Source organism: Cupriavidus sp. 01T418, from assembly GCF_056398885.1.
Genome location: NZ_JBFTQG010000054.1, coordinates 51,266 through 75,514 on the forward strand (window position 1 = coordinate 51,266; position 24,249 = coordinate 75,514).

Consider the following 24,249-nt stretch of genomic DNA (forward strand, 5'->3'; position numbering starts at 1 on the left):
CCGCGCAAGACCATCGCCCAAGTGGTTCCGTGGCGGCGCCGGGAGACGAAGATCCCCGGCATTCGACCCCTTGGCTGACCGGGAACGTCAGCCGTACAATTTCCGCAAGAATGGATGTCCAGCTGACAGTTCATAAGCCGCCCGAAAGCCTGCTTCAGGGCCGGGGCGTCAACTCGCTCTCGCCTATCCATGAGGTCCGATGAAGAAGAAGCTCCTGGCCGCCACCACTGCCCTGCTGTGCGCCACAGCATCAGCCGAGGACGCGTATATCTACCCGACTGAGAATATGAAAGTCGGGGAAACCATCCAGCTGCAATCTCCAACCATCCTTTTCATCAACAAGAAGTGCGATCTGCCCTTCGTCGATGCCGCGCGCATGCGCTTTTATGCATCCTATCGCGGCGAGGCGTCCGGCAAGGCGACTTATCGTGGCGGCTGGGATACAGGCTGCTGGGCGAAGAACGTCCGCGGCGAGGCGGTCATCGTGGTGCTGAGGAAGCCAATCAAGACAATCCCCCTCGATACCCTGGCGCGCGCCGACGTGCAGAAGGACGGCACCGCCACGATCAAGGCGTTGCCCGCCCATGGCCGGTAGACGAGGGAGGCGCTGATCCACCATCCATCATTCACACAGGATCGGCGGCGCCAAAAATCAATGCATTTGCCAACTCTGATTTTATTTTGGCGAATTTGCCCTTTTTCTTACTTTCGCATAGCTTTGTCTTTGAAGCGATTGCCTCTCGCCGGATCTACGCTCCCCGTGTACGAGTCCCGGCACCCAAGGCGCGGCACCGTCGCGCCTTCTTTTTTGTCCATTCCCAAACCTGTTCGTCCTTGGGAACGGCCGGTACCAGTCGAGCCGCCGAGCCATGCTCGCTCAACAAAAAGGACAGCGCAGGACCACCGATTGGAATTCAGTACTGATCGTGCCGCCCGTCGTGATCCCCACCGTAGTTCCGCTGATCGCCGTGATCGTGACCGCGATCGCCGTGGTCCTTGTCGTGATCCCCGTGGGGTTCTCCGCCGTAGTATCCGCCACCACCGCCATGGTGCTCATCCCCGTAGGGCGCCACAACGCAGCCGCTCAGCAGTGCAACGGAAGCGGCAAGCAGCACAAGAACGGGTTTCATAAGTCTCTCCTTATCAACTTCTGCCTTCTTCCAGAATACGCACTGCCTTGCATGCCGGCTGTAAGCAATGGTTTCAGCAAAAGTGAAGTGTTCGCATGATCCGTCGCGAATACACCGCCTTCGGCATGTACTCGGGCCTGGGTAGCGGCGACAAGGGCGTCGATTGGGCATGGGAATACGTCCAGGCATGCGAAAACGCCAAAAGCCCGGCAGGGATTGATTTACTTGAGATTGGAGCTTCAGAGAACTTCTGCGAACCATATGATGGTCCCGCCGGCAGGAATCGAACCTGCATTTCACGCTTAGGAGGCGCGTGTTCTATCCATTGAACTACGGCGAGAGGACCGGCCCCGCGGACCTGCTGACGCGCCTTGGCGGCGCGGATCCGGGAGCAGGACCGGAGTATATCAAAAACCTCACCGGCCAAGGCGCGCGAGCGTGCCGCCGCCAGCCTTGCTCACTCTCCGCTAACCTGCGCGCCTGCCCCCGCTGTCTTCAGCACTCGCCTTTCTTGGCGTGTCCCGGCGGGCAGTGGTAGCCCTTGTCCTTCTTGCCCGGCCGGCTGTCCCAGCGCTCGGGCACCAGCACCCAGCCGTTGCGTGCCTGCACCCAGCGTGGCGCCTCGTAGGCATAGCCCGCGCGCTCGCGCTCCCACCTGCCCTGCTTCCATTTGTGCTTGTGGCCGCGATCATCCCAGTCCCAATATCCGGGCGCCCAGATGTAGCCAGGGCGTGCCACCGGGACAGTTTCATAGACTGGGACCGGCGGCGGCACGCCAATCGACACATTGACCGATACCTCGGCATGCGCCGCAGGCGCCATGCCTAGTGTGCCCATCAAACCAGCGACAGCCCCTGCGTACAAAAAAACCTTTTTCATTTCGCTAACCCGTTTTGCAGTTTCAGGCACGAGAATAGCTTGATGCGGGACTTCAGTCTGTCAGCAAAGGTATCAATGGATTACCCGCGCGGCGGAGCCACGGCGAGGAGTTGTGCTTGCAGCACGTTACGCCCAGGAGCACAACGAAAAAGCCCGCCAGGAAACTGGCGGGCTGGTTGCGGACGGTCCGGACCATCCAGGTCGACGCCGGCGCTATCGCGGCAACAGTCGCGCATGCCGGTTTCCCATGATTCCGCCCATGACGCGGACGTCCCTCCAGACTACCCGGAGAGCCAAGGAAAGCTGGCAATGACACCGACTGCCGCGATATCAACGGCTAGCAGCACTTAAAGCAAAGCGCCGAGGAAGGTCAGCGGTTGTTCCAGGGTCCGCCACCTTGCCGGACAACGATGCGCCCGACGAATTCAGTATAGGCAGGCCGCCTGGGGATGCAATACGGAATGAATACGGAATGCAGCATCGGCAAATCCCGACGAAAAGCGCCGCATCAGGCCCGCAGCGCCACATTTCGACTCCCAAAAGTAATTTCTATCGCAGTGCAACAGACTTACTTTTGTTTCTGCTATAATTCGCGCCGTGAGTTCGCACTGTGAGTTGTGCAACACGTCTACCGGTATCTTCCGGCAGGCGATACCGCCCCCGCTCTCAAGCTCTGCTCCCCGGTCCCGCCGGCTGGCCTGCCTTAAGCTGAATCAAGGCCAAGTGGTGATACCCGACAGAACGCATTTCTCACCGACGTCGCCTCGTCTCCGATCCTGTTGAATGGCTCTATCGAGCTGTTTGCCTGCCAGGGACCGCGCGCCCGGCCTTGTGCCCGGTGTCGCCCTGCCTGCCGCCGTACTGTCAGCTGTGTCTGTCGTAACGGCCTCACCGATTGGCGCCGAAGCCTTTTTAAGACTTTGCACTGCGCCCACCCCTGTCCGCTAGATCGGCATGGGGTGCCATGCACATAAAGAAAACTACGACATGACCCAGCACGACATTCGTGCGGAGCAAGCTTTTGCCTCCGCCGCCGACGCATCGACCGAAGCCGCCGCCATCGCCACGCCCGCTATCCAGGAACCGAGCCCGCTCGACAAGCTCGACGCCATCCTCATCCCGGAAGCCGTTGCGCCTGCCGCCGCCGCTACCGTCAATGCCGACAACGRCTTTGCCAAGCTTGGCCTCGAAGAAGCCATCCTGCGCGCCCTGGTTGAACTGAACTACACCACGCCGACCCCGGTGCAGGCCCAGGCGATCCCCGCCTTCCTGGCTGGCCGCGACCTGCTGGTTTCGAGCCAGACCGGCTCGGGCAAGACCGGCGCATTTATCCTGCCGGCCATCCAGCGCATCAGCGAAAAGGCTTCGCCGAATCGCCCGCGTTCGGACGATCCGGTCAAGCGCATGAAGGGCAAGCGCCCCCGTCCGTCGCCGGCGCAACCCGCGTTGCTGGTGCTGACCCCCACGCGCGAGCTGGCTCTGCAGGTTACCGAAGCCACCGCCAAGTACGGCCGCCATCTGCGCCGCATCGTGTGCGCCAGCATCCTGGGCGGCATGCCCTACCCGAAGCAGCTCGCCGCACTGTCCAAGATGCCTGACATCCTGGTCGCCACGCCGGGCCGCCTGCTCGACCACGTCGAAGCCGGCCGTATCGACCTGTCCCAACTGGACATGCTGGTATTCGACGAAGCCGACCGCATGCTCGACATGGGCTTCGCCGACGATATCGACGCCATCGTTGCCGCGACCCCGGCCACCCGCCAGACGCTGATGTTCTCGGCTACGCTGGACGGCCGCATCGCTCAACTGGCTTCGCGCCAGCTGCGCGACCCGCAACGCATCGAGATCGCCGCGACCCGCGCCGACCAGAGCAATATCGAACAGCGCCTGCACTTCACCGACGACATGTCGCACAAGGAAAAGCTGCTGGACCACCTGCTGCGCGATGCCACGCTCAAGCAAGCCATCGTCTTCACCGCGACCAAGCGCGATGCCGACTCGCTGGCCGAGCGCCTGTCCGACACCGGCTTCGCAGCCGGCGCGCTGCACGGCGACATGACCCAGGGCGCGCGTAACCGCACCCTGACCTCGCTGCGCCGCGGCAACCTGCGCATCCTGGTGGCAACCGACGTGGCAGCACGCGGTATCGACGTGCCGGACATCACCCACGTGGTCAACTTCGACCTGCCCAAGCAAGCCGAAGACTATGTGCACCGTATCGGCCGTACCGGCCGCGCGGGCCGCTCGGGCGTCGCCATCAACCTGGTGAACCACGGCGACATGTTCCAGTGGAAGCGCATCGAGCGCTTCACCAACAACCGCGTCGACGCTTCGGTGATCGAAGGCCTGGAACCGCGCCGCTCGCCCAAGCCGCGCACCGGCTTCGGCGGCAAGCCGGGCGGCGACCGCGGTGGTTACCGTGGCAACGGCAACGGTAGCGRCGGCGGCTATCGCGGCGGTGACAACCGCACCTTTGGTGACCGCAAGTTCGGCGGCGGCGAAAGCCGCGGCTTCGGCAGCCGTGACGGCGCCGCTCGTCCCACGGGCGACCGCCCGTTCGGCGATCGCGACGGCAATCGTGGTTTCGGTGACCGCGGCGGCCTCGGCAACGCCAATGGCAACAGCACCGGCTATCGCGGCCAGGGCGGCCAGGGCGCGGCCGGCGGCCAGCGCAGCTTCGGCAACGAAGGCGGCGGCTATCGTGGCGGCGACAACCGCGGCTTCGGCAATCGCGACGGCGCGGCTCCCCGCAGCTTCGGCGACGGCAATCGCAGCGGCTTCGGCGGCGGCGCGGCCGGCAATGGCGGCAACGGTGGCTACCGCGGCGGCGAAGGCCGCAGCTTCGGCAACCGCGACGGCAACCGTGACGGCGCGCCCCGCAGCTTCGGCGACGGCAACCGCGGCGGCTTCGGCGGCCAACGCAGTGGCAACGGCAACACCGGCGGCCGCTCGCGTTTCGAGCGTTAATTCGCCCGACTGAATGGATTTGCCGCCGACGCGGCGATCCATCACGCCAAATGAAAAAAGCACCTTCGGGTGCTTTTTTCATTTGGCGGCGCGTCAGCCGCGGCCCTTGCCGGGCCCGCTATAGGGAACAGCTGCGGAAACCGACGAACGCGAAATCGTTCTCCGGAAGCAGCGCCAGCCGCGCGCGCGCATGGCGCTGACGCGCCGCGCTGGCAAACGAGACGCCGCGCACCACCTGGTGCGTGGCGAAGCTGTCCAGAAACGCCGCATCGGACGGGCCGGCGGAATAGCCGGCATAGGGCTCGTAGGGCGTTGCCGTCCACTCGCGGACCATGCCCCAGCGCAAGCCGCCGCGCGCCTGGACCGCCGCCAGTTCCCATTCCGCTTCCATCGGCAGGCGCCGGCCAGCCCATGCGCACCAGGCCTGCGCCTCGAACAAGCTGACATGGCGCACCGCCTCGTCCGGATTCAAGGTGCGCAGGCTGCCGAAACGCGACGCCATCCACGCTCGGGACTCCGGGTGGCGAGCCCAGTAACGCGGCGCGGAGCGGTCCTGCATCATCAGCCACTGCCGCCCCGCCGCCGTCCACCACGACGCGCGCTCGTAGCCGCCGTCCTCGACGAAGTCGAGGAACTGCGCATTGCTGACCGGCGCGGCGTCCATCTCGAAGGCTGGCACATAGGTGGGCTGCGGCGGCAGTTCATCGGGCAACGCAAAGCCGTCCGGCTCGCTCCAGCCCTGGACAAAACGCCCGCCGGGAAACTGCAAGGTGCCGCCGTGCGGCACCGATACCGACGGCAAGACCACGGCCGGCCCCACCGGTGCCATGTCCACTGCCTGCAGCAGCGCTGCCACGTTCTCGCCCTGGCGGTCCTCGTGAAACAGGGCGCGGCGCCAGGCGTAGAGCGTGGCATCGCCATCGTCCGGCTGCGCCCCCAGGCGGCGCAAGGCGGCTTCGAGCACGTCGGCGGCGTAGCGCTTGACCACCGTCACGTCGGGCAGCGCGGCTTCCCAGCGGGCATCGGGGTCGATGCGCGCGGGATCGAACCATTCGTCCGCGCCGGCCAGCAGCGCAGGCAGGCCGGCGACCTGCAGCGGCAAGCCGTCGCGCTCCACCGTATGCACCTCGCGCAGGCACCACCACTCGGCATGCCAGGCGACATGGCCCAGCGTCCAGAGCGGCGGGTCCGCAAACTCCTGCCGTGGCACCTCCCAGCCGCGCCGGGTCTGGCCGAAAGCGGCGAGCCAGGCCAGGGTACGGTTGCGCGCCTCCACCAGCGCCTGGGCCAGGCCTTCGCGCGGTAACCTCCGGGCGTCCGCCCAGAGGGTCTTGCCACCATTGAAATGCAGGTCGGGAAGCATGGAAAAGCCGCTCATCTGGAGCCCTGACGGTGAATGGAATCGCCCACGGTTGGTTTGCCCCGCGGGCGGCATGCATCCTGCGCCGTATCCCGGCCGGAGAGATGCGGCCATTATGACACCGGCCTCACGCACGCCCGCCGGCGTGCTCAGGCCCTTGCGTGGAACACCGCAAACCAGCCGCGCGGATCGGTCCACCAGACCGGATCGTCGAAGCCCGCGGATTCCAGCAAGGCGGCAAAGTCGTCAGGCCGGTATTTGTAGGAATCCTCGGTGTGGATCCGCTCGCCCGCGCGAAACGCGCGGCTGCCTTCCGGCCAGCGCACGGTGACATCCCGCTCGGCCCGCAGATGCATCTGGATGCGCGAACCAACGGGGTCGAAGCTGGCCGCATGGCACCAGTCCTCCAGCTGGAAATCGCTGCCGACGATCCGATTCAAATTGCGCAGCACATTGCGGTTGAAGGCCGCGGTAACGCCCAGCGGGTCATCGTAGGCCGCCACCAGTGCCTGCGTGTCCTTGAGCAGGTCCACGCCGATCAGCACACCGTCGCCCGTGTCCGCGGTCGCCCGCAAACGCTGCAGCAAGGCTTGCGCCTGGAGCGGCGCGAAATTACCGATACTGGACCCGGGATAGAAAAACAACCGGTGCCCGCGCCTGACTTCCGGCGGCAGATCGAGCGGCACGCACAGATCGGCACCGAGGCCGAGCATGGGGATCTGCGGATGCTGCTGCTGCAGGCAAAACAGCGTGCTGCGCAGGAACTCCACCGAAATATCGAGTGCTACGTATTGCGCCGGCTGCAGGCTGCCGAACAGCCGCGCCGCCTTCTGGCAGTTGCCCGCGCCCAGGTCGATCAGCACGCAACCGCTGCCGGCACGGGCGGCCATGGCGGGCGCAAACGCGGAGAAGACCGCGGCCTCGGTTCGCGTGGGATAGTACTCAGGCAGGTCGGTGATCGCCTCGAACAGGCGCGAGCCGAGTACGTCATAGAAGAACTTGGGGCTGATGCTGGCAGCGTGGGCCAGCAGGCCGCGCGTAATCTCGCCGCGCAGGGCACCGCTGTCCTCGTGGTACTGCTGGATGAAATCCAGCCGCGGCAGCGGATTCTGCAGCGCATGTCCATTGGCGATGACGACAGTGCTGGCCTGACTGCCGTTGGATTGCAAGGTTGAAGCGGCGTTGCGATTGGATTGGGAATGGTTGTGGCGTGGGTTCAGCGGGGTCGGGACAACCGGCATGACGTTTCCTTGATGGTCGATGGGCAATGCATAAAACCCCCAGGTGCCCGCACCTCATGCATGCGCGGGGCTGGCAAGGGATGCGTCTCCGGTGACGTCTGGGACGCATCAGCCAAGAGCCAGTCTTCTCAGGATAGCTGGCGAGCGCGGAGTGTGCTTACCGCAGTGCACAATCGGCGCCGGGAGCCGCATCCTTCACTAAGGAGACGCACAAGCCGCTGCCGGTTCCGCAAATCGGCCCATCGTAGCCCGGAAAACAAGAAAAGTGCAAAACGCATCACCCATCGAAGCCATGCAAATCAGACAGCGCACTTTGCACCTGCCCGGGACCAGCACAAAATTTACCGCTTCGTTTATAATCCGCCTCAGCGTTCTGCATCGGGCTTGTCCCGGGCGGATCGTCCCTCAAAGGGGAGTAGCTCCGGGGCCCAGCCCTTAGCACAATCGTCATTCCGGGATTTTTCACCAACAGTCCCCGGTTGTGCTGGCCGCGCAAAGCATCATTCAGCGGTCGAGCAAGACCTTTGCAACCTGGCTTCATGGTTTGCAAAGGCGCCCCACAGCTCCCAAACAACATGTCTCCAGGCAAACCCGGTGCTTGCCCACGGCTTTTTGCTTTCGTTGTTTCGAGGAGATTTTATGGAATGGCTAACCGATCTGTTCACGATGCAGTTCCTGACGGCGCTGCTGTCCATCGTCGTCATTGACCTGGTACTTGCCGGCGACAATGCGATCGTGATCGCGCTTGCCGCGCGCAATCTGCCGCCCCACCTGCAGAAGAAGGCCATCGTCTGGGGTACCGTCGGCGCGGTCGTGGTCCGTTCGGCCATGACGGTCGGCGTGGTCTGGCTGCTCAAGGTTCCCGGCCTGCTGCTGATCGGTGGCGTGGCCCTGGTGTGGATCGCCTACAAGCTGCTGTCCGACGACGGCAATAGCGACGAACATGGCGCGGGCGCAACCACCCTGGCGGGCGCGATGAAGACCATCATCATCGCCGACGCGGTGATGGGCGTGGACAACGTGCTGGCAGTCGCCGGCGCGGCGCATGGCAGTTTCCTGCTGGTGGTGCTGGGCCTGCTGATCAGCATCCCCATCGTGGTGTGGGGCTCGAGCCTGGTGCTCAAGCTGATGTCGCGCTTCCCCTCGATCATCTTCGCGGGCGCCGGCGTGCTGGCCTTTACCGCGGTCAAGATGATCGTCAGCGAGCCGCTGGTGAAGGCGTTCTTCGACACCAGCGCCCCGGCTTACTACGGCCTGTTCGTGCTGGTCATCGGCGGTGTGCTGGGCGGTGGCTACCTGGTGCAGAAGCGCCGGGCGCCGACGACGGCCGCGCAGTAACGCGGAACGGCACCAGCGCCTGAACGGTGCTGGGCGACAGCGACGGGCCGCCGGCGAGGCGGCCCGTTTTGCTTTGCGATAAAATGCCAGACCTTTGGCAATTTGCTGATCCCTGGGCAGATTGCCCATATACGCGCACACCGCTGTCGCGTCACTTTCCCTAAGCCCGCGCCGATGAAACAGTACCTCGACTTCATGCGCCATGTGCAAGAGCATGGCACCGAAAAGGCCGACCGCACCGGCACCGGCACGCGCTCGGTGTTCGGCTACCAGATGCGCTTCGACCTGCGCGAAGGCTTCCCGGTGGTGACCACCAAGAAGCTGCACATGAAGTCGATCATTCACGAACTGCTATGGTTCCTGCAGGGCTCGACCAATATCAAGTACCTGAAGGACAACGGCGTCAGCATCTGGGACGAGTGGGCCGACGAAAACGGTGAACTGGGCCCGGTCTACGGCTCGCAGTGGCGCGCCTGGCCGACCCCGGACGGCCGGCATATCGACCAGATCAGCGAACTGATGGCGCAGATCCGCGGCAACCCGGACTCCCGCCGGCTGATCGTCTCAGCCTGGAACGTGGGCGAGATCCCGCAGATGAAGCTGCCGCCCTGCCACGCCTTCTTCCAGTTCTACGTGGCCGAGGGCCGCCTGTCCTGCCAGCTCTACCAGCGCAGCGCCGATATCTTCCTGGGCGTGCCGTTCAATATCGCAAGCTACGCACTGCTGACGCACATGATCGCGCAGCAGAGCGGCCTGGAAGTGGGCGATTTCATCTGGACCGGCGGCGACTGCCATATCTACAGCAACCACGCCGAGCAGGTGGCGACCCAGCTGGCGCGCGAGCCGATGGCGCTGCCGCAACTGAAGATCCTGCGCAAGCCGGACAGCATCTTCGACTACAAGTACGAAGACTTTGAACTGGTGGGCTACGAATCGCATCCGGCCATCAAGGCACCGGTGGCCGTATGACGCTGCTGACCCTGATCGTGGCGAAGGCCCGCAACGGCGTGATCGGCCGCGACAACACCCTGCCCTGGCGCCTGCCCGAGGACCTGGCGCACTTCAAGCGCACCACCATGGGCGCGCCCATCGTGATGGGCCGCAAGACCTGGGAGTCGATCGGCCGGCCGCTGCCGGGCCGGCGCAATATCGTGGTGAGCCGAAATCGCGACCTGCGCATCGAAGGGTGCGAGGTGGCGAACTCGCTGGAAGAGGCGCAGCGGCTATGCGTGGGCGTGGAGCAGATCTTCCTGATCGGCGGCGCGCAACTGTATGCCGAGGCGCTGCCCAGCGCGGACCGGCTGGTGGTGACCGAAATCGATGCGGATGTGGAAGGCGACGCGGAGTTTCCCCCGATCGATGCGCGGCGGTGGGTAGCGATCAAGCGCGAGCCGCATCATTCGGAAGCGAATGGCTTCGACTTCGCCTTCGTTACCTATGAACGCCCGCCGTCGGGCGAGGAATAGACAGGCCTGGTGCCAACGCGCGGCGGCCCGGGAGACCCGGCCGCCGCCGTCGCTTCAGTTACCTGCGATCGTCATCTGCTCGATCAGGATCGAGCCGGTTTCCTTGGTGCCGCGCACCAGCGAATCGGAGCCGATCGCCACGATCTGGCGGAACATCTCCACCATGTTGCCGGCAATGGTGATCTCTTCCACCGGGAACTGGATCACGCCGTTCTCCACCCAGTAGCCCGAGGCGCCGCGCGAGTAATCGCCCGTCACGTAGTTCACGCCTTGCCCCATCAGTTCCGTCACCAGCAGGCCGGTGCCCATCTTGCGCAGCATGCCGGCAAAGTCGTCGTCGGGCGTGGTCTGCTTGCTGGACAGCGTCAGGTTATGCGAGCCGCCGGCATTGCCGGTGGTCTTCATGCCCAGCTTGCGCGCGGAGTAGGTGGAGAGGAAATAACCTTCCACCACGCCGCCGCGCACCACCTCGCGCGCATGGGTCTTCACGCCTTCTTCGTCGAACGGCGCGCTGCCCATGGCGCCCGGCAGGTGCGGCTGCTCGCGGATCTCGATGTGCGGCGCGAATACCGCCTTGCCAAGCGTGTTGTACAGGAACGTCGACTTGCGATACAGTGCGCCGCCGGAGACCGCCTGAACGAAGGCACCGAGCAAGCCTGCCGCCAAAGGCGCCTCAAACAGCACCTGGCAACGGCGCGTTGACAGCTTGCGCGAATTCAGGCGGGCCAGCGAGCGTTCGGCGGCATAGCGGCCGATGGCCTCGGGCGCGGCCAGTGCCTCGGGCGCGCGCTTGGATGAGTACCAGTCGTCGCGCTGCATGCCGCTGCCGGTGCCGGCGATCGGCGCGCACGAAATAAAGTGGCGCGAATACGGGTAGCCGCCCGAGAAGCCGCGCGAGGTGGCCAGCACGAACTGCGAATGCTGGGCCGACACGCTGGCGCCGTCGCTGTTGCGAATGCGCGGCGAAACCGCGAAGGCGGCGGCTTCGGCGCGGCGCGCGATGTCGATGGCCTGCTCGGCGTCGATATTCCATGGGTGGAACAGATCGAGATCCTGCGGGTTGCGTTCGAGCAATTCCTCTTCGGCCAGCCCGGCGCAATCGTCCTCCGCGGTGAAGCGGGCAATGTTGTACGCGGCCTCCGCCGTGGCCCGCAGCGCCGCGGGCGAGAAATCCGAAGTGCTGGCGTTGCCGCGCCGCTTGCCGATCATGACCGTGACGCCCATCACCTTGTCGCGGTTCTGCTCGATGGTTTCCACCTGGCCCTTGCGCACCGATACCGACAGGCCGCTGCCCTCGGAGATCTCGGTTGCCGCGTCGGTGGCCCCCAGCTCGCGTGCCACCCGCAACACATCTGCGGCCATCTCGCTGAGCTGGGCCTGGGTATAAGTGAAATGGGTGGTCTGCTCTGCGGATTGATCCATTGTGGGCGCGGTCATCAAAAGTCCAAACAGGAATCATAGCAAGATAAAATGCCAAGCATGACGCGAAACTCCCGCACCTCCCCCCGGAACGCCTCCGGCTTCCCCGGCCAGTTCGCCCCCGAACCCGCCGAAGACGACGACCTGCCCAAGAGCAAGTCCCAGAAAAAACGCGATATGCTCGCCCTGCAGGACCTGGGCGTTGAACTCGAAGCGCTGCCCAAGGACCGGCTGGCGCGCGTACCCATGCCCGAAGCGCTCGCCGACGCCATCCGCGACGCGCGGCGCATCACCAACCACGAAGGCAAGCGCCGCCAGATGCAGTTCGTGGGCAAGGTCATGCGCAAGCTGGATGAAGCCGAAGTGGATGCCATCCAGCGCGTGCTGGAAGGCTTCAGGGGCGCCAGCAAGGCCGAGACGGCCAAGCTGCACCTGGTCGAACGCTGGCGCGAACTGCTGCTGGCGGACGACGCCGCCCTGACCAAGTTCCTGGCCGAGCACCCGGCCAGCGACGTCCAGGCGCTGCGCAATATCATCCGCAATGCCCGCAAGGAGCACGAGACGGGCAAGCCGCCGCGCTATTTCCGCGAGCTGTTCCAGGCCATCAAGAATGCGCTGGAGAGCAAGAATGCGGCGGCTGCGGCCGACGAGCCGCACGCCGGGCCGGACGCCGAAGCCTAACCAGCAAGCCAAACCGATCGGGGACAAGATGACGCAAACCACGACTCCCGCCATGGTCCACCCCATTGCCCGCAACCACCCTGACGAACTGCTGGTCGGTTTTGTCTCGATTTCCGACCGCGCCTCGGCCGGCACCTACCAGGACGAAGGGATTCCGGCGCTGCGCGAGTGGTTCGGCCGCGCCCTGACCTCGCCCTGGCAGGGCGTGGAGCGCCTGATCCCCGACGAGCAGGCAGTCATCTCGCGCACGCTGATCGAACTGGTCGACGTGGCCGGCTGCGACCTGGTGTTGACCACCGGCGGCACCGGCCCGGCGCGGCGCGATGTCACGCCCGAGGCCACGCTGGCGGTGGGTACCAAGGAGATGCCGGGCTTCGGCGAGCAGATGCGCCAGGTGAGCCTGCACTTCGTGCCCACGGCCATCCTGTCGCGGCAGGTGGCGGTGATTCGTGAAACCGCCAGCCGCGCCGCCCTGATCATCAACCTGCCGGGCCAGCCGCGTGCCATCCACGAAACGCTCGAAGGCCTGCGCGGCGAGGATGGCAAGGCCATCGTGCAAGGCATCTTTGCCGCTGTGCCCTACTGTGTCGACCTGATCGGTGGCCCTTATATCGAGACCGATGAGGCCGTGGCCAAGGTGTGGCGCCCGAAGCATGCGGTCCGCGCCAAACCGGCGCCCTGAGTCGCCGGCGGGGCTGTCTCAGCGCAGCCCCAGATACAGTCCCAGCGGCACGAACACCACCGCGCCCACGTTGCCCAGCAGGACGATGGAAGCCACCTGGTCCGGCTCCTGCCGGAAATGATCGGCCACAAGGAAGTTGAGCACGGCCGGCGGCAGCGCCGCGAACACAAACAGCAGGCCGCGCTGGAGCTGGGTCAGCGGCACCAGTTGCGCCAGCACCAGCGCGCAGGCGATGCCGGTCAGCGGACACACGGCGGCGCCGATCGCGCCCATGCCCCAGTTGCGCAGGCTCACGTCCTTCATGCGCACACCCAGTGCGAACAGCATCAAGGGCACGGTGGCATCGCCCAGCAGCTTGATCGACTGGAACACCGGCTCAGGCAGCGTGAACCAGGGCCGCGCCAGCGACAGGCCCACGCCCGCCACGGTCGCCAGCACCATCGGATTGCGCACGATCTGCGTGGCCGATGCATGCCGGTTGACGATCTTCATGCCGATGGTGAAGTGCATCAGGTTCGAGGCGGCGAACAGCGCCACCGCTGGCGCCAGGCCGACCGGCCCGAAGGCGAACACCGATAGCGGCAAGCCCATGTTGCCGCAATTGTTGAACATCATCGGCGGCACGAAGGTGCGCGGATCCACGCGCATCGCCCGTGCGGCCAGCCACCCCAGCATCCCCGAGCCCAGCACCACGGCCACCGCGCAAGCCAGCAGCACAAGCTGGTCGGCCAGCACGAACTCCTTGCTGACAAAGGCCGACACCACCAGCAGCGGCGCGATCACATCGAGCGTGGCGCGGTTGATCCCGGACATGTCCGGATGCGCCCGGCGCCCGTACAGCCAGCCCACCAGGATGATCAGGATGACCGGCGTGATAATCGAAACGATGCGCGCGAGCATGGGAGGGCGGCAGTTGGAACAAGGCGCCCCGCGGGGCGCCTTGGCAATGGGTTTGGCGGGTGCGGATCAGGCGGCCGGGGTGGCCGGGGTGGCCGGGGTATTGGCCGGCGCAGCCGCCGCCGGTGCGGAATGGCGGATAAAGTGGGTACGGTAGTAACGCAGTTCCTCCACCGACTCCAGGATATCGGCCAGCGCGGTGTGCAGCTGGCGCTTGACGAAACCCTTGTGGATCGCCGGCTCCCAGCGCTTGCACAGTTCCTTCAGCGTCGACACGTCGAGGTTGCGATAGTGGAAGAACGCCTCCAGCTTGGGCATGTAGCGCGCCATGAAGCGGCGGTCCTGGCAGATCGAGTTGCCGCACATGGGCGACTTGCCGGCCGGCGCCCAGCGCTTGAGGAAAGCCAGCAGTTCGGCCTCGGCCTGGTCTTCGGTCAGGGTCGAGGCCTTGACCTTGTCGATCAGGCCCGAGCGGCCGTGGGTGCCCTTGTTCCAGTTGTCCATGCCGTCGAGTACGGCGTCTTCCTGGTGGATCACCAGCACCGGGCCTTCGGCCAGGATATTGAGCTCGGAATCGGTCACCACGATCGCGATCTCGATGATGCGGTCCGTGTCCGGCATCAGGCCGGTCATCTCCATGTCCAGCCAGATCAGGTTGTTTTCGCTCTTGACGGATTTGGCGCCGCTGGGGACGTGAGTATTTTGGCTGGTCATCTGGACTGCAATCCAAGGAGAGGCAAAGAAGGAGGCGCGCCCGGTTCCCGGATTCCACGGATGACAAACAGGGGCAGCCGGCGCGAACAACTTATAATTCTCGCATATCCGCTGCCGCACCCGCGTACGCGACGGCTTTACACGACAAGGCTCTGCCCGATGTTCACGTTTCTGTTCCTAGCTGCCCTGATGTTGATGGTGCTGACCAAGCTCTGGCTGGCGGCCCGCCAGGTGCGCCATGTGGCGCAACACCGTCATGCGGTGCCCGGCCGCTTTGCCGACAGCATCACGCTGTCCTCGCACCAGAAGGCGGCCGACTACACCATCGCCCGCACCCGGCTGTCGATGCTCGAAGTGCTGGCCGGTGCTGCGCTGCTGATCGTCCTGACCATGCTGGGCGGGCTGCAGTGGATCAACCAGTTCTGGCTCGACACGTTCGGCCCGGGATATGCCTACAGCGTGGCGCTGATCGCCAGCGTGGCCGTGATCGGCGGCCTGGTCGACCTGCCCTTCTCGCTCTATGGCCAGTTCGGCATCGAGCAGCGCTTCGGCTTCAACCGCATGAGCTGGAAGCTCTACCTGGCCGATCTGCTCAAGATGACCGCGGTCGGCTGCGCGCTGGGCCTGCCGCTGCTGCTGGCCGTCTTGTGGCTCATGGAACATATGGGTCAATACTGGTGGGTGTGGACGTGGCTGACCTGGATCGCCTTCACGATCTTTGTGCAGATGATCGCCCCGTCGGTGATCATGCCGCTGTTCAACCGCTTCGAGCCGCTCGACAATGCCACGCTGGAAGCCCGCATCACGCGCCTGCTGGAGAAATGCGGCTTTCGCAGCCGTGGCCTGTTCGTGATGGACGGCAGCAAGCGCAGCGCGCACGGCAATGCCTACTTCACCGGCTTCGGCGCCGCCAAGCGCATCGTCTTCTTCGACACCCTGATGGAGCGCCTGGCCGACGACGAGATCGAGGCGGTGCTGGCGCATGAGCTTGGCCACTTCAAGCGCCGCCATATCCTCAAGGGCATGCTGGTGAGCTTTGCGCTGAGCCTGGCCTTCCTGGCCGTGCTGGGCTGGCTGGCCAGCCGTACCTGGTTCTACACGGGCCTGGGCGTGCTGCCCAACCTGGGCACCGCCAACCATGCCCTCGCCCTCGTGCTGTTCTTCCTGACGCTCCCGGTGTTCACCTTCCTGCTGGGGCCGCTGGCCAGCCAGACTTCGCGCCGCCATGAATTCGAGGCGGATGCCTTTGCCGCCGGCCAGACCGATGCCGGCCACCTGGTCTCGGCCCTGGTCAAACTCTACAAGGACAATGCTTCCACCTTGACGCCCGACCCGATCTACAGCGCCTTCTACTACTCGCACCCACCAGCGGCGCAGCGGATCGACCGCCTGCTGGCGCAGGCATGAGCCGCGCCGGCCGGGGAGGCCCGCAGCGCGCCGCAAGCGCTGCCAAAGCCAATGCCAATGGCGCCGCCGCCGAGGAAGCGCTGATCGTCGCCGCGCATGGCCGCCACTATGTGATCGAACTGGACGACGGCAGCCGCCTGCACGGATTTCCCCGCGGCAAGCGCAGCGAGTGCGCGGTGGGCGACCGCGTCACCATCGAGCGCGCCGCCTCCGACCAGTGCGTGATCACGGGCTTCAAGCCGCGCAAGAACCTGCTGCACCGCTCGGACCAGTTCAAGTCCAAGTTGCTGGCCGCCAACATCGACCAGGTGGTGATCGTGCTGGCGACCGAACCGGGCTTCTCGGAAGACCTGCTCGGACGCGCGCTGGTGTCGGCCGAGGCCCTGGGCATCCGGCCGCTGATCATCCTCAACAAGATCGACCTGACCGCGCGGCTGGAAGAAGCCCGCGGCCGGCTGGCGCTGTACCGGGACCTGGGCTACGAAACGTTGTTCCTGTCGGTGCACGGATCGCCGGAAGATACGCTGGCGCAACTGCGCCCGCAGTTGGCGCACCGCGCCAGCATCCTGATCGGGCAGTCGGGCATGGGCAAGTCGTCGCTGCTGAACCTGCTGATCCCCGGCGTGGAAGCGCAGACGCGGGAGATCTCGGCCAAGCTGGATTCGGGCAAGCACACCACCACCTTTACCCGTCTCTACCACCTGCCTGCCAGCGTGGATGGCGACGAAACCGCCGCTGGTGGCAGCGATGACCCGCATGCCCGCCAGCGCGGCTGCCTGATCGATTCGCCGGGCTTCCAGGAATTCGGCCTGCACCACCTGAGCGAAGGCATGCTCGAGCGCGCCTTCCCCGAATTCCGCCCGCGCCTGAGCGATTGCCGCTTCTACAATTGCCATCACATCAACGAGCCCGGCTGCGGCGTGCTGGAATCGATGAAGTCGGGCGAGATCTCGACGAGGCGCCACCAGCTCTACACGCAGCTGCTGCACGAATCCCGCCAGCAAAAGCCGTGGTAAGGTGATCGGGCATGCCCACCACGGCATGCCTGACCCTGATGAAACTACTGCTCTCGACCCCTTCCCTCGTCTACGCCGCGCACTGCCGGAACCTGCTGGAGGCCGCCGGCATCCGTGCCGAAATGCGCAATACCTGGCTGGCTGGCGCGATGGGCGACATCCCATTTCGCGAAAGCGCCCCCCAGGTCTGGCTGATCGACGACGAGATGGAAAGCCAGGCCTGGGCGGTCTTGCGCGCGGCGGCCAATCCGGAGCCGGGACCACGGTGGCAATGCCTGTCGTGTGGGGAGTGGCACGAGGCGCAGTTCAATTCTTGCTGGCAATGCGGGGCGCCGCGGCAGCCTTAGCGAGCCAACTAGCGAGCCAACTAGACAAAACGCCCGCGGCAAGCACGGGCGCCGGCGGGGTGGCTGGCCGGCTCAGCCGACCCAGAGTGCCAGCGAAAGCATCGCCAGCAGCAGCATCCACAGCACCACGGCACGCCACACCAGGCCGATAGCCGATTGCAGCGTACGCACGTTCGGCTCCATGCCGAATTCGGGCGCGGCGGCCTCGGGCTCGCCGTCGTCCTCCATGCCCGGCGCATAGTCGATGGCCGGGCCGACCAGGCTGGTGCGCAGCACCACGGTGGAGTCTTCCTCGGCCAGCGGCACGCCCAGCCGCACGCCAAGCGCGCCGCCGCCGCTGGCGAGCAGGATGCCGTTGACGGCATCGTTCCACTTGCGCGCGTGGTTGCGCCAGGCATAGACCGCATCCTCGAAATTACCGACGATGGCAAAGCCGACCGCGGTCAGCCGCGAGGGAATCCAGTCCAGCAGATAGAAGGCGCGCGCGGCAAACCGCCCCAGCGCGGGGCTGCGCTCGGTGGAAGGCAGGTTCCAGTGACGCGCGAGGTATTCGGCGATACGGTACAGAACGACGCCGCCCGGGCCGATCGGCACCAGGAACCAGAAGAACACGCCGAACACATGCCGGTGCACCGCTACGATGGCGGCTTCAAGCGTATGCCGCACGATCTCGGTGACAGGCATTTCCAGGGTTTCGAGACCGGTCCACTCATGCAGCAGCGCGCGGGCGCGCGGCAGGTCGTCACGGTTGAGCGCCTCATGGATATCGGTGAAGAAGTGGCTGAACTGCCGGAAACCCAGGGTCAGGTAAAGCAGCAGGACGTTCCAGGCGAGCGTAAGCGCCACGCTGATAGACGCCAGCAGGTAGTGCACCACCATGACGGCCAGCGTCAGCGGCAGCACCACGGTGAACCAGGCCAGCGCGGTATCGCGCGRCCGCCCGGTGTCGAAAGCGTGCTCGGCCCGCTCGGCCAGGACCCGCACGATGTCGTAGATCGGATTGTTGCGCCCCAGGGCACGGAACTGCTCGGCGATCAGCGCGAGGAGGACGGATACAAAAGTCATCTCTGGAGTGAATGTCGAAGGCCAGGGCACGCCAGGCGGCACGTGTGCCGGCCCGGTCGCTTATCTATAGCGAGACGATAGCACACGGCAAACCCCGTCAGAGAAAGCACCGCAGCCCGCCGGCATGGCGGGCGGGCTGCGGTGCGCCTTCGGCAACGCTTCAGGGCAGGTCAAATACCAGCACTTCGGCGCCGTCGCCGGCAGTCAGGGTCAAGGACTCGGCGCCTTCCAGCTGTGCGGCATCGCCTGCTTCCAGCGCCTTGCCATTGACGGTGATGCGGCCGCGCGCCACATGCACATAGGCGCGCCGCTTCGGCGCCAGCGCCAGGGTGGCGGACTCATCGCCGTCGAACAAGCCGGCATACAGGCGCATGTCCTGATGGATCACCACCGAGCCCTCGGCACCGTCCCGGCTGCCGACCAGGCGCAGGCGGCCGCGCTTTTCAGCGGGCTCGAAGCGCTTTTCCTCGTAGCCAGGCGCGAGATCGGTCTTTTCCGGCAGGATCCAGATCTGCAGGAAGTGCGTGGTCTCGTGCGCGGCGTGGTTGTACTCCGAGTGCCGCACGCCCGTGCCCGCGCTCATGCGCTGCACATCGCCAGGGCGAATCACGCTGCCGTTGCCCATGCTGTCCTTGTGGGCCAGCTCGCCTTCCAGCACATAGCTGATGATTTCCATGTCGCGGTGGCCGTGGGTGCCGAAACCCATGCCCGGCGCGACGCGGTCTTCATTGATGACGCGCAACGGCCCGAACTGGACGTGCCTGGGATCGTAGTAGTCAGCGAAGGAAAAGGTATGGTAAGACTTGAGCCAACCATGATCCGCAAAACCGCGTTCGCCCGCCTTTCTGATTTCAATCATTTTGACGGCCCTCCTTCAGGCCTTATCGGCACGAGAACTGGGTCAAAACTCAGCCCTGGCCTTGCACTACGTTTCAATGCTAGGCAGTTTAGGACGGCAGGCGTATATTTGGCCGAACGATCTTAGAAGCATTCATTCAGAATTTCTGAACATGGCACTCTCACTCGAATCCCTGGAAGTCCTCGATGCCATCGAGCGTAAGGGCAGCTTTGCCGCCGCCGCGCACGAAATGGGCAAAGTGCCTTCGGCGCTCACCTATGTAGTGCGCAAGCTGGAGGAGGACCTGGACGTCCTGCTGTTCGACCGCCGCCGCCATCGCGCCGAACTCACCCCCGCCGGACGCGCCCTGCTGGACGAAGGCCRCCACCTGCTGCACGCCGCCGACGACCTGGCGCGACGCGTCAAGCGCCTGGCCACCGGCTGGGAGGCCACGCTGACCATCGTGGTGGACGACCTGATCAACTTCCGCGCCCTGCTGCCGGTCATCGACGACTTCTACGCCGAGAACAATGCCACCCGGCTGCGCTTTGCCAAGGAAGTGCTGGGCGGCTCCTGGGATGCGCTGGTCAGCAGCCGTGCCGACCTGGTGATCGGCGGCGCCTACGATGCGCCCAGCACACAGGGTTTCCAGGTGCGCTCGCTGGGCTCCATGCCCTTTGTCTTCGCGGTGGCTGCGCATCATCCGCTGGCGACCGAAGCGGGTCCGCTGACCACCTTGCAGATCGCCAAGCACCGCATCGTCGCCGTGGGCGATACCTCGCGCAACCTGCCGGCCCGCACGCACGGCGTGCTCGCCGGGCAGGACGTGCTGGTGGTGCCCACCATGCGCGACAAGCTCGAGGCGCAGATTCGCGGGCTGGGTTGCGGCTGGCTGCCGGCGCCGATGGCGCAGCCCTTTATCGAGAGCGGCGTGCTGCAGGCGCGCGAAACGCTGGAAGTGCGCGCGCCCGGCAACTTCAAGGTGGCCTGGCGCACCAACACGCGCGGCAAGGCGCTGCAATGGTGGGCCAACAAGCTGGAAGATCCGCGCCTGGCGCAGGCCCTGCTGCAACAGCAGCCGGGCCAGCCCGACTAACGCGGGTTTCGCCATGTCCGCCCTTCCCCGCGTGGCGCCCGGCTACCGGGGCCGTTTTGCGCCCTCCCCGAGCGGCCCGCTGCATATGGGGTCGCTCGTCACCGCGCTGGCCAGCTGGCTCGATGCCCGAGCCCAGCGCGGAAGCTGGCTGGTGCGCGTCGAAGACATCGACTACCCGCGCTGCGTGCGCGGCGCCGACCAGCAGATCCTGCACGCCCTGGCCCGCCTCGGCCTGCATCCGGACGAACCGCCGCAGTGGCAGAGCCGGCGCGAGGAGCGCTATGCCGCGGCGCTGCGCAAGCTGGAAGCGGGGCATCAGATCTATCCCTGCGGTTGTTCGCGCAAGGAGATCGCGGACTCGCTATTGCACGCGCGCGAACGCCACCAGACGCTGGCCTATCCCGGCACCTGCCGGCATGGCCTGCATGGCAAGCCACCGCGCGCCTGGCGCGTGCGGGTGCCGGACGGCGACGCCGCGCTGATCTGCTTCGACGACCGCTGGCAAGGCCGGCAATGCCAGGACCTGGCGAGCGAGCTTGGCGACTTCGTGCTGCGCCGCGCCGACGGCCTGTGGGCCTACCAGCTGGCCGTGGTGGTCGACGATGGCGACCAGGGCATCACGCATATCGTGCGCGGCGCCGACCTGCTCGACTCCACGCCGCGCCAGATCCATCTGCAACATCTGCTGGGGCTGCCCACGCCGTCGTACCTGCACGTGCCGGTGGTGACCAATGCGCTCGGGGAGAAACTCAGCAAACAGGCCGGTGCACAGGCCGTCGACGAGCTAGATCCGCTGGCGGCGCTGCGCGCGGCCGGGGCGCACCTGGAGCTAGCGAGCAGCGCGCAATCGGTGGACGGCTGGCTGAGCGATGCCACCGCCGGCTGGGCCGCGCTGCTGGAGCGTTTGCCGGCGAATACGCGTAGCGAAGCGATGACGCGATTACGCGAGCCAGAAGCAAGAAAGGCCCCCGAGGGCGGCTCGGACTGCTGACAAGGTTGAATCTTCGCAGGCGGTCACTGCAGATTGCAGATGGGTTTTGGCGCATCCTGCCGGCTTCTGCAAATGCCAAGGCCTTGTCAGTAAACAAGAAAAGCGCCCGAGGGCGCTTTTCTTGTTTACCGCGGCAAAACGATGCGTACCAGCCGACTCAGGACTTGCGCGGCACGCCGCCGAGCAGCGCCGCCAGTTGCCGCTTGGGTGCCGGACGGCCACGGCCGAAGGCGGCGGCATTGCTATCCGTGAATTCAGGCTGGGCGGCAACCGCGCTGCCGCTCGGCTCGTAGGGGCGCGAGAAGAAGGAGTCATCGGACGGACGGAAGGCGTTGCGCGAACTGGCCGGATCGTTGCGGCGCGGACGCGGCTCCTCGCTCTCGCCATTGGCACGCGGACGGCGCACGTCGCTGCGGGCACGGCGGCGGTCGCCGTCCTCGGCGCGGGCACCGACGCCGGTGGGATCGAAGCCCTCCAGCGGCGTACGCGGGATGTTGCGCTTGAGCAGTTTCTCGATATCGACCAGCAGGCGTTCGTCGGCCGGCACGTAGATCGACAGCGCATCGCCGCTGGCGCCGGCACGGCCAGTGCGGCCGATACGGTGGACGTAGTCCTCGGCGCTGAACGGCAGGTCGAAGTTGATCACGCAGGGCATGTCGGGAATATCGAGGCCGCGTGCCGCCACGTCGGTGGCGACCAGCGCATCGATACTGCCTTGCTTGAAGCCGTCGAGCGTCTGCATGCGCTCGGTCTGGGTCTTGTCGCCATGGATGGCGGCCGCGTTGATGCCTTCGCGCTCCAGGTGGCGCGCCAGGCGCGAGCAGCCGATCTTGCTGTTGACGAAGACGATGCACTGGCGCGACAAGCCTTCGGCGGCGCGCTTCTTAAGCAGGTGCACCACGGCGGCCTGCTTGTGGCCATCCTCGACCTGGAACACGGTCTGGCGCACGTTCTCGTTGGCCGAGTTGCTGCGCGCGACTTCGATGGTGACCGGCTGGTGCAGGTAGCTGGCGGCAAGCCGCTTGATTTCGTTCGAGAAGGTGGCCGAGAACAGCAGGGTCTGGCGCTTTGCCGGCAGCAGGTTGATGATGCGCTGCAGGTCGGGCAGGAAACCCATGTCGAGCATGCGGTCGGCCTCGTCCAGCACCAGCATCTGCACCTGCGACAGGTTCACCGATTTCTGTTGCACGTGATCGAGCAGCCGGCCCGGGGTGGCCACCAGGATTTCCACGCCGCGGCGCAAGGCGTCGGTTTGCGGGTTCATGTCGACACCGCCAAACACCACCGTGCTGCGCAGGTCCGTGAAGCGCGCGTAGCGGGCCACGTTGTCGTAGACCTGGTCGGCCAGTTCGCGGGTGGGGGTTAGCATCAGCGCGCGCACCGGGTGGCGTGCCGGCGACGCGCTGGCGCTGGCCAGCGGCAGCAGACGCTGGATGATCGGCAGCGCGAAGCCGGCGGTCTTGCCGGTACCGGTCTGGGCGGCGCCCATCACGTCCTTGCCGAGCAAGACCACGGGGATCGCCTGCTCCTGGATGGGTGTCGGCTTGGTATAGCCCTGCTCGGCCAGCGCGCGCTGGATGCGAGCGTCTAGCCCAAAGCTATCGAAGGTGATCTCGGGGGTGATCTGGTCGGTGGTTGTAGTCGTCATGGTTTCCGTGTCTTGCAGTAGGCGAACCCGGCGCCAACGGACACGCGTCTTGAACCGAGCGGGGGAGATCTGCGCATGGATTTAAGGCCCGGCCGCATGGGGTGCGCTGTGCTACCGCGTACCGCCGCGAACCGTCGTCTTTCCGTGCCTCTGTGGGCGATTCCGCCGCGAAGATCAATAGCTCATGTAAATCAAAGACTTAGATTGTAGCATTTACAGCCCGACTAAGGGTAGTGCGCGTGTGGCGGCTACGCCAGTTTCGACTACACGAATTTCAATTTCATGTCGCACGGATTGCGCGCCACTACCGGCGCCGGCGCGCCGACTAAGGCACCAGCAGGCCGATCCTGCCGAACAACTTGAGCTTGCCTCTCCGGAACTGGGAACTGTCGCTGGAGGGCTGCCAGGTCGAAATCGCATCCTGGCCGGTGCTGGATGCGCTGGCTGAGCAGGCGCCCGACGCCAAGTGAATTTTATGAAATTCCAGAAAATAGAATTTGTACTAAATCCATTCATGTGACTTCTTGGTAGTGTCGCACTCACGTGTGCGCCTGACGCTACATCCCGATTCCCCAAGCGGATACCCGCGCGATTTGCCCTGCTGAGCGCTTGGGGCTCAATTTCGCCACGACAGCAGCTCAATCCATCCAGAGACGAACAAGTGTTGATGCCATAGACCATGCTGTACTGTAAAAACTGCGGAATCGCGATCTTCGAGACGGCTGAGACCTGCCAACTTCCTATTGGATGCGCCAATTGCGGAACTGACCAGTCCGGCAGCCCTCGGAGCAGCAGGAATAGAACGCCCTCGAGTCCTCTCAGTCGGTTGCGGAAATTGTTCCAACCTGAAAGCAAGAAAGTATCAAAGTCAACTACCCCGGCCCAAAAAGGCCGGAGCTTGTAGCGGCAACTGAACAGGCTCGGGTTGACCAGGCAAAGCGGTACCCAACCCGCTACGTTGCGACCAGGTGCAAGACCAACGTTGGGATGCTTCCTCAGTTCCAACCTCTTGAAGCCCCGGTTGCAGACAAGCGACAGGGTAAGCACGAAACGGATCGGGGCAGATC

Annotated in this window: 22 protein-coding genes and 1 tRNA gene; 13 read left to right on the top strand and 10 right to left on the bottom strand. The window is 65.3% G+C overall.

The window, feature by feature from the left end:
* Positions 1-199: 199 nt before the first annotated feature.
* Entirely contained in the window at positions 200-595 is a 396-nt protein-coding gene (locus tag AC1DQ3_RS31890) for a hypothetical protein (protein ID WP_477124115.1), read from the top strand.
* A 274-nt stretch (positions 596-869) separates the two neighbouring features.
* Entirely contained in the window at positions 870-1,229 is a 360-nt protein-coding gene (locus AC1DQ3_RS31895; protein WP_477124116.1) for a hypothetical protein, read from the top strand.
* A 166-nt stretch (positions 1,230-1,395) separates the two neighbouring features.
* Here AC1DQ3_RS31895 and AC1DQ3_RS31900 read toward each other — a convergent pair.
* Together AC1DQ3_RS31900 and AC1DQ3_RS31905 are read right to left on the bottom strand one after the other, a co-directional pair.
* A tRNA-Arg gene (locus tag AC1DQ3_RS31900) sits at positions 1,396-1,470 on the bottom strand.
* A 155-nt stretch (positions 1,471-1,625) separates the two neighbouring features.
* Entirely contained in the window at positions 1,626-2,009 is a 384-nt protein-coding gene (locus tag AC1DQ3_RS31905) for a YXWGXW repeat-containing protein (protein ID WP_477124117.1), read from the bottom strand.
* Positions 2,010-2,996: 987 nt separating this feature from the next.
* Between AC1DQ3_RS31905 and AC1DQ3_RS31910 the strand changes: the two genes are divergently transcribed.
* Entirely contained in the window at positions 2,997-4,976 is a 1,980-nt protein-coding gene (locus AC1DQ3_RS31910; RefSeq protein ID WP_477124118.1) for a DEAD/DEAH box helicase, read from the top strand.
* A 118-nt stretch (positions 4,977-5,094) separates the two neighbouring features.
* Here the strand turns inward: AC1DQ3_RS31910 and AC1DQ3_RS31915 are convergent, their stop codons facing one another.
* Complete coding sequence (locus tag AC1DQ3_RS31915) at positions 5,095-6,354, bottom strand: SUMF1/EgtB/PvdO family nonheme iron enzyme (RefSeq protein ID WP_477124119.1); 1,260 nt, start codon at positions 6,352-6,354, stop codon at positions 5,095-5,097.
* Between the two features lie 131 nt (positions 6,355-6,485).
* The gene (gene egtD / locus AC1DQ3_RS31920; protein WP_477124120.1) at positions 6,486-7,577 is read right to left on the bottom strand and encodes an L-histidine N(alpha)-methyltransferase; all 1,092 of its coding nucleotides are present in this window, start codon (positions 7,575-7,577) and stop codon (positions 6,486-6,488) included.
* 639 nt (positions 7,578-8,216) lie between these two features.
* Between egtD and AC1DQ3_RS31925 the strand changes: the two genes are divergently transcribed.
* From AC1DQ3_RS31925 to AC1DQ3_RS31935, 3 genes are all read left to right on the top strand, one after another.
* Positions 8,217-8,915: a TerC family protein gene (locus tag AC1DQ3_RS31925; protein WP_477124121.1), complete on the top strand. Its 699-nt coding sequence runs from the start codon at positions 8,217-8,219 to the stop codon at positions 8,913-8,915.
* A gap of 174 nt (positions 8,916-9,089) precedes the next feature.
* A complete protein-coding gene (locus AC1DQ3_RS31930) occupies positions 9,090-9,884 on the top strand; it encodes a thymidylate synthase (protein ID WP_477124122.1) in 795 nt (264 codons plus the stop codon).
* The gene (locus AC1DQ3_RS31935) at positions 9,881-10,381 is read left to right on the top strand and encodes a dihydrofolate reductase (RefSeq protein ID WP_477124123.1); all 501 of its coding nucleotides are present in this window, start codon (positions 9,881-9,883) and stop codon (positions 10,379-10,381) included. The genes AC1DQ3_RS31930 and AC1DQ3_RS31935 overlap by 4 nt, the downstream gene beginning before the upstream one ends.
* A gap of 54 nt (positions 10,382-10,435) precedes the next feature.
* Here the strand turns inward: AC1DQ3_RS31935 and pmbA are convergent, their stop codons facing one another.
* Positions 10,436-11,803: a metalloprotease PmbA gene (gene pmbA / locus AC1DQ3_RS31940; RefSeq protein ID WP_477124124.1), complete on the bottom strand. Its 1,368-nt coding sequence runs from the start codon at positions 11,801-11,803 to the stop codon at positions 10,436-10,438.
* 57 nt (positions 11,804-11,860) lie between these two features.
* Here pmbA and yjgA point away from each other — a divergent pair, with 57 nt between their 5' ends.
* Together yjgA and mog are read left to right on the top strand one after the other, a co-directional pair.
* Positions 11,861-12,481 (top strand): ribosome biogenesis factor YjgA, encoded by a 621-nt coding sequence (gene yjgA / locus AC1DQ3_RS31945; RefSeq protein WP_477124125.1) that lies wholly within the window; start codon positions 11,861-11,863, stop codon positions 12,479-12,481.
* A 28-nt stretch (positions 12,482-12,509) separates the two neighbouring features.
* Positions 12,510-13,163 (top strand): molybdopterin adenylyltransferase, encoded by a 654-nt coding sequence (mog, locus tag AC1DQ3_RS31950; RefSeq protein WP_477124126.1) that lies wholly within the window; start codon positions 12,510-12,512, stop codon positions 13,161-13,163.
* An 18-nt stretch (positions 13,164-13,181) separates the two neighbouring features.
* Here mog and AC1DQ3_RS31955 read toward each other — a convergent pair whose 3' ends face one another.
* The gene (locus AC1DQ3_RS31955) at positions 13,182-14,063 is read right to left on the bottom strand and encodes an AEC family transporter (protein WP_477124127.1); all 882 of its coding nucleotides are present in this window, start codon (positions 14,061-14,063) and stop codon (positions 13,182-13,184) included.
* A gap of 66 nt (positions 14,064-14,129) precedes the next feature.
* Positions 14,130-14,774: an oligoribonuclease gene (gene orn / locus AC1DQ3_RS31960; protein ID WP_477124128.1), complete on the bottom strand. Its 645-nt coding sequence runs from the start codon at positions 14,772-14,774 to the stop codon at positions 14,130-14,132.
* A 159-nt stretch (positions 14,775-14,933) separates the two neighbouring features.
* Between orn and AC1DQ3_RS31965 the strand changes: the two genes are divergently transcribed.
* The 3 genes from AC1DQ3_RS31965 to AC1DQ3_RS31975 are packed head-to-tail and all read left to right on the top strand — an operon-like array spanning position 14,934 to position 17,544.
* Entirely contained in the window at positions 14,934-16,181 is a 1,248-nt protein-coding gene (locus tag AC1DQ3_RS31965) for a M48 family metallopeptidase (protein ID WP_477124129.1), read from the top strand.
* Entirely contained in the window at positions 16,178-17,197 is a 1,020-nt protein-coding gene (gene rsgA, locus AC1DQ3_RS31970; protein ID WP_477124130.1) for a ribosome small subunit-dependent GTPase A, read from the top strand. Before AC1DQ3_RS31965 ends, rsgA begins: the two co-directional genes overlap by 4 nt.
* A 38-nt stretch (positions 17,198-17,235) precedes the next feature.
* The gene (locus AC1DQ3_RS31975) at positions 17,236-17,544 is read left to right on the top strand and encodes a putative signal transducing protein (protein WP_477124138.1); all 309 of its coding nucleotides are present in this window, start codon (positions 17,236-17,238) and stop codon (positions 17,542-17,544) included.
* Positions 17,545-17,616: 72 nt separating this feature from the next.
* Here AC1DQ3_RS31975 and AC1DQ3_RS31980 read toward each other — a convergent pair whose 3' ends face one another.
* Together AC1DQ3_RS31980 and AC1DQ3_RS31985 are read right to left on the bottom strand one after the other, a co-directional pair.
* The gene (locus AC1DQ3_RS31980) at positions 17,617-18,609 is read right to left on the bottom strand and encodes a CobD/CbiB family protein (protein WP_477124131.1); all 993 of its coding nucleotides are present in this window, start codon (positions 18,607-18,609) and stop codon (positions 17,617-17,619) included.
* Between the two features lie 160 nt (positions 18,610-18,769).
* On the bottom strand, positions 18,770-19,468 hold the full coding sequence (locus AC1DQ3_RS31985) for a pirin family protein (protein ID WP_477124132.1): 699 nt from the start codon (positions 19,466-19,468) through the stop codon (positions 18,770-18,772).
* A 151-nt stretch (positions 19,469-19,619) separates the two neighbouring features.
* On the opposite strand from AC1DQ3_RS31985, the gene AC1DQ3_RS31990 reads away from it, so the two are divergent.
* Both AC1DQ3_RS31990 and gluQRS read left to right on the top strand, forming a co-directional pair.
* The gene (locus AC1DQ3_RS31990; protein WP_477124133.1) at positions 19,620-20,543 is read left to right on the top strand and encodes a LysR family transcriptional regulator; all 924 of its coding nucleotides are present in this window, start codon (positions 19,620-19,622) and stop codon (positions 20,541-20,543) included.
* A gap of 13 nt (positions 20,544-20,556) precedes the next feature.
* Positions 20,557-21,534, top strand: coding sequence for a tRNA glutamyl-Q(34) synthetase GluQRS (gene gluQRS, locus AC1DQ3_RS31995; RefSeq protein WP_477124134.1), 978 nt, complete (start codon positions 20,557-20,559; stop codon positions 21,532-21,534).
* 157 nt (positions 21,535-21,691) lie between these two features.
* Here gluQRS and AC1DQ3_RS32000 read toward each other — a convergent pair whose 3' ends face one another.
* Positions 21,692-23,182 carry a DEAD/DEAH box helicase gene (locus AC1DQ3_RS32000; protein ID WP_477124135.1) on the bottom strand — a complete coding sequence of 497 codons (1,491 nt, stop codon included), beginning with the start codon at positions 23,180-23,182 and terminating at the stop codon, positions 21,692-21,694.
* Positions 23,183-24,249 lie beyond the last annotated feature (1,067 nt).

Coding starts and splice junctions, on each gene's coding strand:
- AC1DQ3_RS31915 (WP_477124119.1), bottom strand. CDS start 6,354: ATGAGCGGCTTTTCCATGCTTCCCGACCTGCATTTCAATGGTGGCAAG.
- mog (WP_477124126.1), top strand. CDS start 12,510: ATGACGCAAACCACGACTCCCGCCATGGTCCACCCCATTGCCCGCAAC.
- gluQRS (WP_477124134.1), top strand. CDS start 20,557: ATGTCCGCCCTTCCCCGCGTGGCGCCCGGCTACCGGGGCCGTTTTGCG.
- AC1DQ3_RS31965 (WP_477124129.1), top strand. CDS start 14,934: ATGTTCACGTTTCTGTTCCTAGCTGCCCTGATGTTGATGGTGCTGACC.
- AC1DQ3_RS31895 (WP_477124116.1), top strand. CDS start 870: ATGCTCGCTCAACAAAAAGGACAGCGCAGGACCACCGATTGGAATTCA.
- egtD (WP_477124120.1), bottom strand. CDS start 7,577: ATGCCGGTTGTCCCGACCCCGCTGAACCCACGCCACAACCATTCCCAA.
- rsgA (WP_477124130.1), top strand. CDS start 16,178: ATGAGCCGCGCCGGCCGGGGAGGCCCGCAGCGCGCCGCAAGCGCTGCC.
- AC1DQ3_RS31905 (WP_477124117.1), bottom strand. CDS start 2,009: ATGAAAAAGGTTTTTTTGTACGCAGGGGCTGTCGCTGGTTTGATGGGC.
- AC1DQ3_RS31935 (WP_477124123.1), top strand. CDS start 9,881: ATGACGCTGCTGACCCTGATCGTGGCGAAGGCCCGCAACGGCGTGATC.
- AC1DQ3_RS31955 (WP_477124127.1), bottom strand. CDS start 14,063: ATGCTCGCGCGCATCGTTTCGATTATCACGCCGGTCATCCTGATCATC.
- AC1DQ3_RS31890 (WP_477124115.1), top strand. CDS start 200: ATGAAGAAGAAGCTCCTGGCCGCCACCACTGCCCTGCTGTGCGCCACA.
- AC1DQ3_RS31925 (WP_477124121.1), top strand. CDS start 8,217: ATGGAATGGCTAACCGATCTGTTCACGATGCAGTTCCTGACGGCGCTG.
- orn (WP_477124128.1), bottom strand. CDS start 14,774: ATGACCAGCCAAAATACTCACGTCCCCAGCGGCGCCAAATCCGTCAAG.
- AC1DQ3_RS31930 (WP_477124122.1), top strand. CDS start 9,090: ATGAAACAGTACCTCGACTTCATGCGCCATGTGCAAGAGCATGGCACC.
- AC1DQ3_RS32000 (WP_477124135.1), bottom strand. CDS start 23,182: ATGACGACTACAACCACCGACCAGATCACCCCCGAGATCACCTTCGAT.
- AC1DQ3_RS31985 (WP_477124132.1), bottom strand. CDS start 19,468: ATGATTGAAATCAGAAAGGCGGGCGAACGCGGTTTTGCGGATCATGGT.
- AC1DQ3_RS31975 (WP_477124138.1), top strand. CDS start 17,236: ATGAAACTACTGCTCTCGACCCCTTCCCTCGTCTACGCCGCGCACTGC.
- pmbA (WP_477124124.1), bottom strand. CDS start 11,803: ATGGATCAATCCGCAGAGCAGACCACCCATTTCACTTATACCCAGGCC.
- yjgA (WP_477124125.1), top strand. CDS start 11,861: ATGACGCGAAACTCCCGCACCTCCCCCCGGAACGCCTCCGGCTTCCCC.